We start from the raw sequence: 14074 nt of genomic DNA, 5'->3' as shown, positions 1-14074 counted from the left end.
TTTCCCCACCGGGACGCAGGGGCGCCGCGTGGTCGGCGGGGTCAGTCCACCGCCGGGACGCAGCGGCCGTCCTCCGTGCGGTACCGCCACTTCGCGCCGTCGGTCACCAGCTCGCGGACCGCGGTCACGAAGCGTTCGACGTGCTCGTCGGGGGTGCCCGCGCCGAAGCTCACCCGGATGGCGTTGAGGGACCTCTCGCCCGGAGCCGCGTCGGGGGCGCCGCACTCGCCCTGCGCCTCGGGGGCGCCGCCCAGGAGGGTGCGGACCAGGGGGTGGGCGCAGAAGAGGCCGTCGCGGACGCCGATGCCGTACTCGGCGGACAGGGCCGCGGCGAAGTGGGAGCTGTTCCAGCCCTCGACGACGAAGGAGATCACGCCGACGCGCGGGGCGTCGTCGCCGAAGAGGGACAGGACCCGGACCTCCGGGACCTCCGCGAGGCCGGTGCGCACCTTCTCGATCAGGTGCCGCTCCCGTGCGACCAGGGCGTCGAAGCCGGCCTCGGTGAGGGCCTTGCAGGCCGACGCGATGGAGTAGGCGCCGATCACGTTCGGGGAGCCGGCCTCGTGGCGGGCCGCGCTCTCGTGCCACTCCACGTCCACTCCCCCGTCCTCGCGCCGGGTGACCTTGCGGCTCGCGCCGCCGCCCGCGAGGTACGGGTCCGCCGCGACCAGCCAGTCCGCGCGGCCGGCCAGCACGCCGGAGCCGAAGGGGGCGTACAGCTTGTGGCCGGAGAACGCGATCCAGTCGACGTCGAGGTCCTGGACCGACACCGGGTGGTGCGGGGCCAGCTGGGCGGCGTCCAGGACGATCCGGGCGCCGTGGGCGTGCGCCGCCGCCGCGAGCTCGCGCACCGGCCACAGCTCACCGGTGACGTTCGAGGCGCCGGTGACGCAGACCAGCGCCGGGCCGTGCGGGTCCCGGGCGGCGAGGGCCCGCTCCAGGGTCTCCACGGCCTGGCCCGGGGTGCGCGGGGCGTCGAGGCAGGAGACCCGGGCGTCCTGCCAGGGCAGCAGCGAGGCGTGGTGCTCGGTCTCGAAGACGAAGACCTGGCAGTCGGCGGGCAGGGCGCGGGCCAGCAGGTTCAGGGAGTCCGTCGTCGAGCGGGTGAAGACCAGCTGGTCGTCGGGGCGGCAGTCGAGGAACTCGGCGACGGTCCTGCGGGCGTTCTCGAAGAGGTCCGTGGAGAGCTGGGAGAGGTAGCCGGCGCCGCGGTGCACGCTGCCGTAGTACGGGGCGTAGGCGGCGACGTCGTCCCAGACGCGCTGGAGGGCGGGGGCGCTGGCCGCGTAGTCGAGGGCCGCGTAGGCGACCTCGCCGCCGGTGACGAGCGGGACGGTGACATCCCGGCCCAGAACGTCCAGCGGGGCACAAACGGGGCGGGTGACGGCAGCGGTGGAGACGGACATGGCGAACTCCCGTGAGAGGAAAGGGGGAACCGCCGTGCGAGCGGACATGGCTCGAGCACGGAGGAAGGTGAAAGGGGGGTGCGGAGGCGGGGCTCTACGCCCTATCGCATTCGCTGGCTCACAGGAGACTCCCTCGGACGACCCAGGACCCCTGGCGTTCTCACTCGAAAGAGTGCGAGGGATCCGCGCTTGCCGTGGACCTCGTTGCCCACGACCTGGTCTTCACCCGGGGCACCCCGCCACGGACGGAGGGTTGCCGGACAGTCGGCCGGGGCCTCATGACTGTCACTCATGACCTGGTACAGGAACCTACGCGAGCCGATCACGGTCCCGCAACCCGTGTCCGGATGGCGGGACCGCGTCTCACGGCCGTCAGGCGTTGCTGGCCGCGACCCAGCGCTCCAGCGCCCGCTTGGCCGCACCGGAGTCGAGTGATTCCGCGGCCCGCGCCATGCCGGCCCGGATCTCCTCGGCCAGCGTCCCGCCGCCCGGTTCGAGCGCCACGAGCGCGGCCGCCGAGTTCAGCACGACGGCGTCGCGCACCGGGCCGCGCTCACCCTCCAGCAGACGGCGGGCGACCTCGGCGTTGTACGAGGGGTCCCCGCCCCGCAGGGCCTCCACCGGCACGAGGTCGAGACCGACGTCCCGCGGGTCGAAGGTCTCCTCGGTGACCTTGCCGTCGCGCACCACCCACACACGGGAGGTGGCCGTCGTGGTCAGCTCGTCGAGGCCGTCGTCGCCCCGGAAGACCAGGGACGAGTTGCCGCGTTCGGCGAAGACGCCCGCGACGACCGGCGCCATGAGCGGATCGGCGACGCCGACGGCCTGTGCCCGCACCTTGGCGGGGTTGGTCAGCGGGCCGAGGATGTTGAACACCGTGCGGATGCCCAACTGCCCGCGCGCCGCGCCGACATGACGCAGCGCCGGATGGAACTTGATCGCGAAGCAGAAGGTGATCCCGGCCTCCTGCGCCACCTCGGCCACCCGGCGCGGGGTCAGCTCCAGGTTGACGCCGAGCTTCTCCAGCACGTCCGAGGCGCCGGACGCGGAGGACGCGGCCCGGTTGCCGTGCTTGACGACCGTGGCGCCCGCACCGGCCACGACGATCGCCGACATCGTGGAGATGTTGACCGTCTTCGCGCCGTCGCCGCCCGTGCCGACGATGTCGACGGTCGGCCCCGGCACCTCGATCAGGTTGGCGTGCTCGTACATCGCCCGGACCAGCCCGTTGATCTCCTCGACGGTCTCGCCCTTGGCCCGCAGCGCCACCACGAACCCGGCGATCTGCGCGTCGGTGGCCTCGCCGCGCATGATCCGGTCCAGCGCCCAGAACGTGGCGTCCGCGCCTTGGTCGCGGCCGTACAGCAGACCGTTCAGCACCTCGGGCCAGGAACGGCCCGCCGCGGTGTCGCCTCCAGCGGGGGTCACAGCGCTCATCAGCCGCTCCTGGGTGTCGTACGGATCTTCCGTGGGTGCCGTGGAAGACGTGTGTGCCCACCCTATCCAGCCGACGGGCACGGCAAAGGGCCCCGTCCGACAACCGGACGGGGCCCTTTCACCGTGGCGTGGCGACGCCTCGACGATCAGTGGTGGCCGTGGCCGCTCGTGATCTCCTTGTACTCCTCGACGGTGGGCTTCGGGATCTGCTGGTCCTCGCCGAAGTACGCTCCGCTGATCTTGGCGCGGAGCTTCTCCTTGCCCGTCACCTTGCGCTCGACGCCGTTGTCGTCGACCGTGGCGCCGATCGCGGCCGGCTCGTACTGCTCGTGCGCCGTGAGCGTGTGCAGCTGCTCCTGGCTGAGCGGCTCGTGGATCTCGATGAACTCACCGTGCGGCAGGCGCTTGATGGTGCCGGTCTCCCGGCCGTGCAGCACCTTGTCCTTGTCGCGGCGCTGCAGACCGAGGCAGATCCGCTTGGTGAGGATGTACGCGAGGACCGGTCCGACGAAGAAGAAGATCCGGACGAACCAGGTGATCGAGTTGATCGACAGGTGGAAGTGGGTGGCCCACAGGTCGTTGCCACCGCCGACCAGCGTGATCATGTACATCGTGACCCAGGCGACGCCGAGCGCCGTACGGGTCGGCGCGTTGCGCGGGCGGTCCAGGATGTGGTGCTCGCGCTTGTCGCCGGTGATCCAGGACTCGATGAACGGGTAGAGCGCCAGCGCCGCGAGGACCACGCCGAACAGGACCAGCGGGATGAACACGCCCAGGACGAGCGTGTGACCCCAGAGGTTGATCTCCCAGCCCGGCATGAAGCGGATCAGGCCCTCGGCGAAGCCCATGTACCAGTCGGGCTGGGCACCGGTCGACACCTGGTCCGGACGGTAGGGGCCCATCGCCCAGATCGGGTTGATCTGCGCGATCGCCGCGATGACCGCGATGACGCCGAAGACCAGGAAGAAGAAGCCTCCGGCCTTGGCCATGTACACGGGCAGCAGCGGCATGCCGACGACGTTCTTGTTGCTCTTTCCGGGGCCCGCGAACTGCGTGTGCTTGTGGTAGAAGACCAGGATCAGGTGGCCCACCATCAGGCCCAGCATGATGCCGGGCAGCAGCAGGATGTGGATCGAGTAGAACCGCGCCACGAAGTCGTGGCCGGGGAACTCGCCGCCGAAGAGGAAGAACGAGATGTACGTGCCGACGACCGGCATCGACAGGATCGCGCCCTGGGTGAAGCGCACACCGGTGCCGGAGAGCAGGTCGTCCGGGAGCGAGTAACCGGTGAAACCGGTGAACATGCCGAGGACGAACAGCAGGAAGCCGAACAGCCAGTTGACCTCACGCGGCTTGCGGAACGCGCCCGTGAAGAACACACGCATCATGTGCACGAACATGCCGGCGAGGAAGATCAGCGCCGCCCAGTGGTGGATCTGCCGGATGAGCAGACCGCCCCGCACGTCGAACGAGATGTGCAGGGTCGAGCTGAACGCCTCGGACATCAGCTGTCCCTGGAGCGGGACGTAGCTGCCGTGGTACTCCACCTCGTTCATCGACGGGTGGAAGAACAGCGTCAGGTACACACCCGTCAGGATGATGATGATGAAGCTGTACATGCACACTTCGCCCAGCATGAACGACCAGTGGTCGGGGAAGATCTTGCGCATGTTGGCCTTGGCGAGGGAGTAGATCCCGAGCCGGCCGTCGGCCCAGTCGGCGATCCGCTCGCCGGCCGGAGCCTTCCCGCGTGCGCGGGACTCGTTGCTCTCGTGGTTCTCTGTGGTGCTCATCCGCGCTCCCAGAAAGCAGGACCGACGGGCTCCTCGAAGTCGCCGCGCGCCTCGAGGTAGCCCTCGTCGTTCACGCCGATGCGCAGCTGCGGCAGGGCGTGACCGGCGGGACCGAAGATCACTCGGGCGCCGTCGGAGAGGTCGAAGGTGGACTGGTGGCAGGGGCACAGCACGTGGTGCGTCTGCTGCTCGTACAGGGAGATCGGGCAACCGACGTGGGTGCAGATCTTCGAGTACGCCACGATGCCGTCGTGCGACCACTCGAGCTCGCGCTTGTCCTTGATGTTCTCCGGCTGCAGCCGGACGATCATCAGGGCCGCCTTGGCGATCTCGTTCTGGAAGTCCTCGTCGTGCTCCTCCAGGCCCTCGGGCTTGGCGAAGGTGAGAGAACCGACCGCGACGTCCGAAGGACGCAGCGGCTCGTTCGTGTTCATGTTGACGAGCAGCTTGCCCTTGGCCCACAGCGTGTGACGGAGCTTGTCCTCGGGCAGCGGGCCGAGGTCGCGCAGCAGCACGACGCCGGACAGCGGCACCAGGGCGACCGCGCCGAACAGCGTGTTGCGGATCAGCTTGCGGCGGCCGAACGCGGACTCCTTGGCGCCCTGCCGGAAGTCCGCGTGGACCTTGGCGCGGACCTCGGGGCTCGCGGCGATCGGGTGGCGCTCGTCGGCGACCTCGACGTCCGACATCAGGGTGCGGGCCCAGTGGACCGCGCCGGCGCCGATGGTGAACAGCGCCGTGCCCAGCGTCAGACCCAGCGCGAAGTTCAGCGCGCTGAGGTGGCCGATCGGGAACACGAAGATCGACTTGTCGGCCGGGATCGCCACGTACGAGGCGATGAAGCCGACCGTGGCGAGCATCGACAGCGTGAACAGGAAGGCGACCGCACGCTCGGACCGCTTGGCGGCCCGCTCGTCGATGTCCTGGACGCGGTGCTCGTGGGGCGGCAGACCGGGGTCGGCGAACGGGTTCTGCTCGTCCGCCACGTCCACCGCGCCGTGCGCGTGGCCCTGCTCTACGGGCAGGTTCTCTTCTGGAATGTCTTGGCTACTCATGACTTCTTGGCCTTTGCGGTCCGAGCGGCGACCCAGACGGCGACCGCGATCAGGGCGCCGAGTCCGAAGATCCAGGCGAACAGACCCTCACTGACCGGCCCGAGGCCGCCCAGCTCCAGACCACCGGGGTTGTCGGTGTCGCTGCTGTTGACCGCGTGCAGGTACGCGATGATGTCCTTCTTGTTCTGCTCCGACAGGGTGGTGTCGGGGAAGGAGGGCATGTTCTGCGGGCCGGTCTGCATCGCCTCGTAGACGTGCTTCGGGTCCACGTCCTCGAGGGTCGGAGCGAACTTGCCCTTCGTCAGGGCGCCGCCCTTTCCGGTGAAGTTGTGGCACTGCGCGCAGTTGGTGCGGAACAGGTCGCCGCCCTTGGCGATGTCCGCGCCCTCCGGGCCGTACTCGGCCTCGGTCGGGACGGTCGGGCCGGCGCCCAGCGAGGCGATGTACGCGGCGAGCTGGTCGATCTCGGCCTGCGAGTAGATGTTCTTCTTCTTCACCACCTGCGGGCCCTGGGAGGTCGCCGCCGGCATGCGGCCGGTGCCGACCTGGAAGTCGACGGCCGCGGCGCCCACGCCGACCAGGCTCGGACCGTCGGAGCTGCCCTGACCGCCGGTGCCGTGGCAGCTGGCGCAGCCGACGGCATAGAGCTTCTTGCCCTCGTCGATGGCGAGGGACTGGGCGGTGTCGTCTGCCTGCGCCTTGCTCGCGGGCGCGAGCGCGGAGAACAGCCACCCTGTGCATGCCAGCGATAGGACTAGGACGACGAGCGCCGCCAGCGGATGGCGTCGTCGTGCGGAGAGCTTTTTCACGGATTACCCCGGTGTCAGGATCTTCTGCGTCGATGCTTGTGGAGGTGCGGGAGCGGGCCCGGCTACTTGATCAGGTAGATCGTGGCGAAGAGGCCGATCCAGACGACATCGACGAAGTGCCAGTAGTAGGACACGACGATGGCCGCGGTCGCCTGCTCGTGGGTGAACCTCTTGGCCGCGTAGGTACGCCCGAGGACGAACAGGAAGGCGATGAGGCCGCCCGTCACGTGCATGCCGTGGAAGCCGGTGGTCAGGTAGAACACCGAGCCGTACGGGTCGGAGGAGAGCGAGAGCCCGTCCTTCTTCACCAACTCCGTGTACTCGTAGATCTGACCGCCGATGAAGATCGCACCCATGATGAAGGTGACGATGAACCACATTCTGAGCTTCTTCACGTCACCGCGCTCGGCGGCGAAGACGCCGAGCTGGCAGGTGAGCGAGGAGAGCACCAGGATCGTGGTGTTGGTGGCCGAGAACGGAAGGTTCAGCGCCTCGGCCATCTCCTTCCAGTGATCAGGACCCGTCACCGATCGCAGGGTGAAGTACATCGCGAAGAGGGCCGCGAAGAACATCAGCTCGGAGCTCAGCCAGATGATGGTTCCGACGCTGGTGAGGTTCGGCCGATTGACCGACGGGTGCGCGTGCCCGGTTTCTACTGTCGTTGCTGTCGCCACGACCGACATTATGTCGGTCCCTTATCCCGCCCTCACTCCGGGGGGTGCCGTTCGGAGTGATCGCCCCGTGTGTAGTGCCCGTATGGCCCATCGAAGTGGTGTTCCAGGCGGTGTGGACGAGGTGGGTGAGGGAGTAGCATCCGCGGCATCGGTTCTGTCCGTACGACGCTGATGTCACGGAGGAAGCATGCAGGCGACCGCCACGGTGCTGGTCTACAGCGACGACGCCAACACGCGGGAGCAGGTGCGGCTCGCGACCGGGCGCAGGCCCGCGCCGGACGCCCCTGTGGTGGAGTTCGTGGAGTGCGCGACGGCGCCGGCGGTGCTGCGGGAGCTCGAGAAGGGCGGCATCGACGTCGTCGTCCTCGACGGGGAGACCGCCCCCATGGGCGGCATGGGTCTGTGCCGTCAGCTCAAGGACGAGGTCTTCCGGTGTCCGCCGGTGCTGCTGCTCATCGGGCGGCCCCAGGACGCGTGGCTCGCGACCTGGAGCCGCGCGGACGCGGCTGTGACGCTGCCCGTGGAGCCCGTGGAGTTCGCGGGGGCGCTCGCGGCCCTGCTGCGGACGAAGGGCCTTCAGCAGAGCGCGTAGCGGCTCAGGGGGCGGGACGCGGTTCGTCGTCGCCCCCCGCGCGGTTCAGACCGCCGCCGGACTCAGGCGTGCCGTCTCCGCTTGCGTCTTCTGCTTGGCGCCCGTCAGAGCGCTGCCCTTGGTCCATCTGGCCCAGTCCAGGTTCCAGTCGCCGAAGCCGTTGCCGAACGTCTCCATGGTGTCGCCGTTGCTGTTGACGACCTGAACGACGTCGCCCTGGCGGATGTTGTCGAAGAACCACTCGGCGTTGGCCGTGCTCATGCCGGTGCAGCCGTGGCTGACGTTGGCGTACCCCTGGGAGCCGACCGACCAGGGGGCGGCGTGGACGTACTCGCCGCTCCAGGTGACGCGGGTGGCGTAGTAGACGGGCAGGTCGTACGAGTCCGCGGAGCCCTCGGCGATGCCGACGGTGGTCCCGCGCATACGTACGTAGTACTCCTTGCCCAGGACGACCTTGACGCCGTTGCGGGTGTCGAAGCCGGGCTTGCCGGTGGTGACGGGGATCTGCTTGATCTCCTGGTTGTTCCTGGAGACCGTCATGGAGTGCGTCGACGCGTCCGTCACGGCGATGACCCGGTCGCCGGTGGTGAGTCGGAGCTCCTTCACGGGGCCGCCCCACAGCCGGTCGCTGATCTTGATGCCGTCCAGGTTGCTGTGGGCGCGGACGGTGGCGTGGGCGGGCCAGTACTCCTTGGGCCGGTAGTGGAGCTCCTTGTCGTCCACCCAGTGCCAGCCGCCCTGGGCGAAGGGCGTGGAGTCCACCTTCAGCCCCCGTTCGACGACAGCCCGCTGTGCGGGGTCCTTGACCGGCTGGTCGAGTTTGGCGACGACGGGCTGGCCGACGCCGTACTCGCCCGCCTCGGGGCCGAACTCGACCGCCAGCCGCTTCTTTACGGTGGGCTTGCCCGTGTCGAAGGAGAGGACCCGGCGGCCGGGCGCCCCGTCGTCGTCCTCGGTGCTCACCCGGACCGTGTAGTGGGCGCCGGCGGCCAGGGGTTCGGTGCTGCGCCAGCGGCTGCCGTCGGCGGAGAGTCGGCCCGCCACGTAGCGGCCGGTGGAGTCGACGGCGGTGACGTCCGTGATGCGGTCGCTGTCGTCGGCGGTGACCTCGAGAGGCTTGTCCGGGTCGGCCTTCTTCCCGTCGCCGTCGGGGGCGTTGAAGGAGATCTGGTCCGTCGCGTCGTAGGGGCGCGCGGAGAGCGGGTTGCCGTCGGAGCCGCAGGCGCTTGCGACCGCGCCCAGGGCGATCACCAGCAGGGTGCAGCCGACGACGGTGCGGGGGCGGGGTTGGTGGCTCATGACTTCACGCTAGGGAGCCGCCCCCGCGGCGGCGCGCTGAGTGACACGGACGGAGCACGCCCGCTACGGCAAAAGCGTGAGCCCGGACGCTCCTGACGGAGTGTCCGGGCTCTCGCCGCGTTCAGCGCGTGTTACTGGGTGCGGCTCTCACCGCGGTAGTACTCGAAGACCCAGCCCCAGAGACCGATCATGATCATCGGGACGGAGAAGTAGAGCAGCCACCAGCCGACCGCGACACCGAGGAAGGCCAGGGCGCCGCCGATGGCGAGCGACAGCGGCTGCCAGCTGTGCGGGCTGAAGAAGCCCAGCTCGCCGGCGTCGTCCGCGACGTCCGCCTCCTTGTTGTCCTGCGCGCCCGCGTCGACCCGCCGGGCGGTGAAGCCCAGGTAGAAGCCGATCATGATGCACAGGCCGAAGGCCAGGAAGAGCGCCGTGGTGCCGGCCGGCTCCTTCGACCACACGCCATAGACGATCGCCATGGCGAGGACGAAGACGCTCAGCCAGACGAACATCTTGCCCTGGATCTTCACTTGCCGGCCTCCTTGCTGCCCGCGATGGCGCTGGCGCCGTGGCCGCTGTGCTCCAGCTGCTCGAGCGCGGCGATCTCCGGGTGGTGCAGGTCGAACGCCGGGGATTCGCTGCGGATCCGCGGCAGGGTGAGGAAGTTGTGGCGCGGCGGCGGGCAGGAGGTGGCCCACTCCAGGGAGCGGCCGTAGCCCCACGGGTCGTCGACGCCGACCGGCTTGCCGTACTTGGCGGTCTTCCACACGTTGTAGAAGAACGGCAGCACGGACAGACCGAGGACGAACGAGCTGATCGTCGAGATCGTGTTCAGGGCGGTGAACCCGTCGGCGGCGAGGTAGTCCGCGTAACGACGCGGCATGCCCTCGGCGCCCAGCCAGTGCTGGACCAGGAAGGTGCCGTGGAAGCCGATGAACAGCGTCCAGAACGTGATCTTGCCGAGCCGCTCGTCGAGCATCTTGCCCGTCATCTTCGGCCACCAGAAGTGGAAGCCGGAGAACATCGCGAAGACGACCGTGCCGAACACGACGTAGTGGAAGTGCGCCACCACGAAGTACGAGTCGGAGACGTGGAAGTCCATCGGCGGCGAGGCCAGGATGACGCCGGTCAGACCACCGAAGGTGAAGGTGATCAGGAAGCCCGTCGCCCACAGCATCGGCGTCTCGAAGGACAGCGAGCCCTTCCACATCGTTCCGATCCAGTTGAAGAACTTCACGCCGGTCGGGACGGCGATGAGGAACGTCATGAAGGAGAAGAACGGAAGCAGCACACCGCCGGTGACGTACATGTGGTGCGCCCACACCGTCACGGACAGGCCCGCGATCGAGATCGTCGCGGCGATCAGGCCCATGTAGCCGAACATCGGCTTGCGGGAGAAGACCGGGATGACCTCGGAGATGATGCCGAAGAACGGCAGGGCGATGATGTACACCTCTGGATGGCCGAAGAACCAGAAGAGGTGCTGCCACAGCAACGCGCCGCCGTTGGCCGCGTCGAAGACATGTGCCCCGAATTTCCGATCCGCCTCCAGCGCGAACAGCGCGGCGGCGAGGACGGGGAAGGCCAGCAGGACCAGGACGGCCGTCAGCAGCACGTTCCACGTGAAGATCGGCATGCGGAACATCGTCATGCCCGGCGCGCGCATGCAGATGATCGTGGTGATGAAGTTGACCGCGCCGAGGATCGTGCCGAAGCCGGAGAAGGCCAGACCCATGATCCACAGGTCGGCGCCGAGGCCCGGCGAGCGGACCGCGTCCGACAGCGGGGAGTAGGCGAACCAGCCGAAGTCGGCCGCACCCTGCGGGGTGAGGAAGCCGCCCACGGCGATGGTCGAGCCGAACAGGTAGAGCCAGTAGGCGAACATGTTCAGCCGCGGGAACGCCACGTCGGGCGCGCCGATCTGCAGCGGCATGATCCAGTTCGTGAAGCCGGCGAACAGCGGCGTCGCGAACATCAGCAGCATGATCGTGCCGTGCATCGTGAACGCCTGGTTGAACTGCTCGTTCGACATGATCTGCAGGCCCGGACGGGCGAGCTCGGCGCGCATGAGGAGCGCCATGACGCCGCCGATGCAGAAGAACGCGAACGACGTGACCAGGTACAACGTACCGATGGTCTTGTGGTCGGTGGTCGTCAGCCACTTCACCACGACGTTGCCGGGCTGCCGGCGCCTGACCGGCAGCTCGTTCTCGTACGAGTCCTCAGCTGCGGAGGCACCCTGGGGTTCGTTGAGGATGCTCACAGGACGTTCGACTCCCGGTTCTTCTCGGGGCTCGTTTGTTCGATGCCGGCCGGAACGTAACCGGTCTGCCCGTTCTTGGCGATGTCCTTCAGGTGCTGCTCGTAACGCTCCGGCGAGACGACCTTCACGTTGAACAGCATCCGGGAGTGGTCGACGCCGCAGAGCTCGGCGCACTTGCCCAGGAAGGTGCCCTCGCGGTTGGGGGTCACCTGGAAGGAGTTGGTGTGACCCGGGATGACGTCCTGCTTCATGAGGAACGGCACCACCCAGAAGGAGTGGATGACGTCCCGCGAGGTGAGGACGAAGCGGACCGTCTTGCCCTTGGGGAGCCAGAGGGTCGGGCCCGGGTTGTGGGTCTGCGGGTTCTTCTCACCGGGGGTGCCGCAGGTGTAGACGCCGCCCGCGTCGGACGGGAAGTCCTTCTTGTACCGGTCCGGGATCGCGGCCAGGTTCTTGTCGGTCTTCGCGTCCCCGCTGGAACCGGCGACGTTCTCGATGTAGTTGAAGCACCAGCTCCACTGGAAGCCCACCACGTTGACCGTGACGTCGGGCTTCTTCTCGAGGCTCAGCAGCTTCGACTCGTCACGGGCGGTGAAGTAGAACAGCACCGAGACGATGATGATGGGGACGACCGTGTACAGCGCCTCGATCGGCATGTTGTACCTGGTCTGCGGAGGAACTTCGACCTTTGTGCGGCTGCGCCGGTGGAAGAAAGCACTCCACAGGATCAGGCCCCACACCAGCACGCCGGTGGCCAGCGCGGCAGCCCAGGAGCCCTGCCACAGGGAGAGGATCCGCGGAGCCTCTTCTGTGACCGGGGTGGGCATACCAAGGCGGGGGAAGTCCTTGTATGTGCAACCGGTGGCGGTCGCCAGGACCAGGCCCGCGGTCATTGCCTGCAGCAGCTTCCGCCGCATCGGGCGCCGCGGCGAGCGGTCGGAGCCGTTGGGACTCACGTAGCGCCTTCCCGAGAGTCTCGCCCGCGCGGTTGGCTGCGGCCTGCCTTCTCGCTGGTCGGTCGCCGCCCTGCGTCGGGCAGGGGTTTGGATGTTTATGCGGACCAAACCCTAGCCGACGCCCTCCGGGGGGTCGCGGGGAGGGTGGCATACGCGCCGCCCGTCACCCCGAAGGGGTGGGACGAGCGCCTGATAGCGCCTAATAGCTCGTCAATGCGGCTTGTGCGGCGGCTGCGGCACGCCGTGGCCGGTCGCGTCCGCGCGGCCGGGCCGTGGATCGAAACAGTCCCGTACCCCTGGAGTACCGGCCTCACCGGCGCTTTACCGTTGGGGTGTGGCCTACTTCGACGCTGCTTCCGCCGTCCCGCTCCATCCCGTCGCCCGGCAGGCCCTGTCGGCCTCGCTCGACGAGGGGTGGGCGGATCCCGCCCGGCTGTACCGGGAGGGGCGGCGGGCACGGATGCTGCTGGACGCGGCACGGGAGGCGGCGGCCGAGGCCGTCGGGTGCCGGCCGGACGAGCTGGTGTTCACGTCCTCCGGGACGCGGGCCGTGCACTCCGGGATCGCGGGCGCGCTGGCGGGTCGTCGGCGGGCCGGACGTCACCTGATCGTGTCAGCCGTCGAACACTCCTCGGTACTCCATTCGGCCGAGGTGTTCGAGGCGGAGGGCGGGGCGGTGACCCGGACGCCGGTGACGCGGACCGGCGCGGTGACCGTCGAGTCGTACGCCGACGCCCTGCGCTCGGACACCGCGCTCGCGTGTCTGCAGTCGGCCAACCACGAGGTGGGCACCGAGCAGCCGGTGGCGGCGGTGGCCGAGCTGTGCCGGGAGGCGGGGGTGCCGTTGCTGGTGGACGCCGCCCAGTCGCTGGGGTGGGCGGCCGTGGAGGGCCCGTGGTCGCTGCTGGCGGCGAGCGCGCACAAGTGGGGCGGGCCGTCGGGCGTCGGGCTGCTCGTCGTGCGCAAGGGCGTCCGGTTCGCGCCGCAAGGGCCCCTGGACGAGCGGGAGTCGGGGCGTGCGGCCGGGTTCGAGAACCTTCCGGCGATCGTGGCCGCGGCGGCCTCGCTGCGGGCGGTGCGGGCTCAGGCGGCGGCCGAGGCGGACCGGTTGCGGGAGCTGACGGCGCGGATCCGCGCGCGGGTGGCGGACGTCGTCCCGGACGTCGAGGTGGTCGGGGACCCGCATCGACGGCTGCCCGGGATCGTGACCTTCTCCTGTCTGTACGTGGACGGGGAGACGCTGCTGCACGAGCTGGACCGGGAGGGTTTCTCGGTCTCGTCCGGATCGTCCTGCACCAGCAGCACGCTGACGCCCAGCCATGTGCTGCGGGCGATGGGGGTGCTGAGTGAGGGAAATGTGCGGGTCTCGTTGCCGGCGGGAGCGGCCTCGGCCGACGTGGAGCGGTTCCTCGACGTGCTGCCGGGGGTCGTGGCGGCGGTGCGGGAGAAGCTCGGCGCGCCCCTGCCCGGCCCGGCGGACGCCCGGCAGGTCCGGCCCGCCGGGGACGCGCCGACGGCGGACACGGCCTCGGCGGACACGGTCTCGACGGACGGGGACGCGGTGGAGGCGCTCGTGGTGGACGCGCTGGGCAGGCGGTGCCCGATCCCGGTCATCGAGCTGGCGAAGGTCATCGGGGACGTGCCGGTGGGCGGCACGGTGCGGGTGCTGTCCGACGACGAGGCGGCCCGGCTCGACATCCCCGCGTGGTGCGAGATGCGGGGGCAGGAGTACGCCGGTGAGGAGCCGGCGGACCGAGGCTCTGCCTACGTGGTCCGCCGGCTGTCCTGAG

The 14074-nt window shown here is 69.3% G+C and carries 12 protein-coding genes and 1 riboswitch; of the genes, 2 read left to right on the top strand and 10 right to left on the bottom strand.

Annotation, left to right across the window (positions count from 1 at the left end; all coding sequences use genetic code 11):
• Nucleotides 1–41 precede the first annotated feature (41 nt).
• The 6 genes from OHS82_RS30895 to ctaE all read right to left on the bottom strand — a co-directional run bounded on the left by OHS82_RS30895 (nucleotide 42) and on the right by ctaE (nucleotide 7183).
• Complete coding sequence (locus tag OHS82_RS30895) at nucleotides 42–1406, bottom strand: aminotransferase class V-fold PLP-dependent enzyme (RefSeq protein ID WP_057579945.1); 1365 nt, start codon at nucleotides 1404–1406, stop codon at nucleotides 42–44.
• A gap of 180 nt (nucleotides 1407–1586) precedes the next feature.
• Nucleotides 1587–1703, bottom strand: a riboswitch (SAM riboswitch).
• A 75-nt stretch (nucleotides 1704–1778) separates the two neighbouring features.
• Nucleotides 1779–2843: an anthranilate phosphoribosyltransferase gene (trpD, locus tag OHS82_RS30890; RefSeq protein ID WP_057579943.1), complete on the bottom strand. Its 1065-nt coding sequence runs from the start codon at nucleotides 2841–2843 to the stop codon at nucleotides 1779–1781.
• Nucleotides 2844–2989: 146 nt separating this feature from the next.
• A complete protein-coding gene (gene qcrB, locus OHS82_RS30885; protein ID WP_057579937.1) occupies nucleotides 2990–4636 on the bottom strand; it encodes a cytochrome bc1 complex cytochrome b subunit in 1647 nt (548 codons plus the stop codon).
• Nucleotides 4633–5691 (bottom strand): cytochrome bc1 complex Rieske iron-sulfur subunit, encoded by a 1059-nt coding sequence (gene qcrA / locus OHS82_RS30880; RefSeq protein ID WP_057579933.1) that lies wholly within the window; start codon nucleotides 5689–5691, stop codon nucleotides 4633–4635. The genes qcrB and qcrA overlap by 4 nt, the downstream gene beginning before the upstream one ends.
• On the bottom strand, nucleotides 5688–6500 hold the full coding sequence (gene qcrC / locus OHS82_RS30875; protein ID WP_057579932.1) for a cytochrome bc1 complex diheme cytochrome c subunit: 813 nt from the start codon (nucleotides 6498–6500) through the stop codon (nucleotides 5688–5690). Before qcrC ends, qcrA begins: the two co-directional genes overlap by 4 nt.
• Nucleotides 6501–6562: 62 nt before the next feature.
• Nucleotides 6563–7183 carry an aa3-type cytochrome oxidase subunit III gene (gene ctaE / locus OHS82_RS30870; RefSeq protein ID WP_057579930.1) on the bottom strand — a complete coding sequence of 207 codons (621 nt, stop codon included), beginning with the start codon at nucleotides 7181–7183 and terminating at the stop codon, nucleotides 6563–6565.
• Nucleotides 7184–7361: 178 nt separating this feature from the next.
• Between ctaE and OHS82_RS30865 the strand changes: the two genes are divergently transcribed.
• Nucleotides 7362–7766 carry a hypothetical protein gene (locus OHS82_RS30865; protein ID WP_266727309.1) on the top strand — a complete coding sequence of 135 codons (405 nt, stop codon included), beginning with the start codon at nucleotides 7362–7364 and terminating at the stop codon, nucleotides 7764–7766.
• Nucleotides 7767–7811: 45 nt separating this feature from the next.
• On the opposite strand, the gene OHS82_RS30860 is transcribed toward OHS82_RS30865, so the two are convergent.
• The 4 genes from OHS82_RS30860 to ctaC form a co-directional block, all read right to left on the bottom strand.
• Nucleotides 7812–9065: a L,D-transpeptidase gene (locus OHS82_RS30860; protein WP_057579925.1), complete on the bottom strand. Its 1254-nt coding sequence runs from the start codon at nucleotides 9063–9065 to the stop codon at nucleotides 7812–7814.
• Nucleotides 9066–9196: 131 nt separating this feature from the next.
• On the bottom strand, nucleotides 9197–9595 hold the full coding sequence (locus OHS82_RS30855; RefSeq protein WP_057579922.1) for a cytochrome c oxidase subunit 4: 399 nt from the start codon (nucleotides 9593–9595) through the stop codon (nucleotides 9197–9199).
• Nucleotides 9592–11328 carry an aa3-type cytochrome oxidase subunit I gene (gene ctaD / locus OHS82_RS30850; protein WP_328435015.1) on the bottom strand — a complete coding sequence of 579 codons (1737 nt, stop codon included), beginning with the start codon at nucleotides 11326–11328 and terminating at the stop codon, nucleotides 9592–9594. Before ctaD ends, OHS82_RS30855 begins: the two co-directional genes overlap by 4 nt.
• A complete protein-coding gene (ctaC, locus tag OHS82_RS30845; RefSeq protein ID WP_057583403.1) occupies nucleotides 11325–12284 on the bottom strand; it encodes an aa3-type cytochrome oxidase subunit II in 960 nt (319 codons plus the stop codon). Before ctaC ends, ctaD begins: the two co-directional genes overlap by 4 nt.
• Nucleotides 12285–12618: 334 nt before the next feature.
• Here ctaC and OHS82_RS30840 point away from each other — a divergent pair, with 334 nt between their 5' ends.
• Nucleotides 12619–14073 (top strand): cysteine desulfurase/sulfurtransferase TusA family protein, encoded by a 1455-nt coding sequence (locus tag OHS82_RS30840; RefSeq protein WP_328435014.1) that lies wholly within the window; start codon nucleotides 12619–12621, stop codon nucleotides 14071–14073.
• Nucleotide 14074 lies beyond the last annotated feature (1 nt).

It is taken from the genome of Streptomyces sp. NBC_00425 (assembly GCF_036030735.1).
In the GTDB taxonomy this organism is placed as follows: Bacteria; Actinomycetota; Actinomycetes; order Streptomycetales; family Streptomycetaceae; genus Streptomyces.
This window is presented reverse-complemented; position numbering and strand designations above follow the sequence as displayed.